Origin of the sequence: Pseudoalteromonas sp. S2755 (genome assembly GCF_005886535.1) — a bacterium.
Lineage (GTDB): Bacteria > Pseudomonadota > Gammaproteobacteria > Enterobacterales > Alteromonadaceae > Pseudoalteromonas.
This window is the reverse complement of record NZ_PNDS01000248.1, coordinates 1-454: the sequence shown is the minus strand read 5'-3', so window position 1 is coordinate 454 and position 454 is coordinate 1. Positions and strand designations below refer to the sequence as shown.

The 454-nt window shown below is 50.0% G+C and carries 1 pseudogene; it reads right to left on the bottom strand.

What is annotated here, in order from left to right:
• Positions 1-454: pseudogene (locus CWC03_RS23845) on the bottom strand (hypothetical protein); the annotation flags it as partial.

Sequence of the window (454 nt, the reverse complement as noted above, 5' to 3'; positions counted from 1 at the left end):
GCATATGCTGGGGGTTGGTGCTGGTGAGCTCGTCTAGTCGTTTTACCGGGGCTTGCATGCCTTCGATGGCGGCGGCAGGGAGTAGTAGGTCGTAGTGCCAACTAGTAGACATGTCATCGAGTGAATCGCGCAGGCCTTTGACGATGTTTTTAACTTCCGTGGCGGATTGTTTTCCTAGGTCTTGCCAGTTGATGTCTCTTAAGTATTTAACTGGGTCGCCTTTGCCTAGCTTGCGTAAAACGGCAAGCGCAGCAGAGAGGGATTCTCCAGTATTTTTTAAGATAACCTTGCCCACGCCTTTGACCGCTGAGCCCACAACTGGTACTAAACCAATACCCGTTAGGGTAAAGGCAAGCCAAGCGTCGGTGTCGTTGGCCTCATCATCGTCGGTCAGTAACATGACATTGGCAATGATATCTCGTAAATCCATGACTTGGACGAAAATCGCTATCAT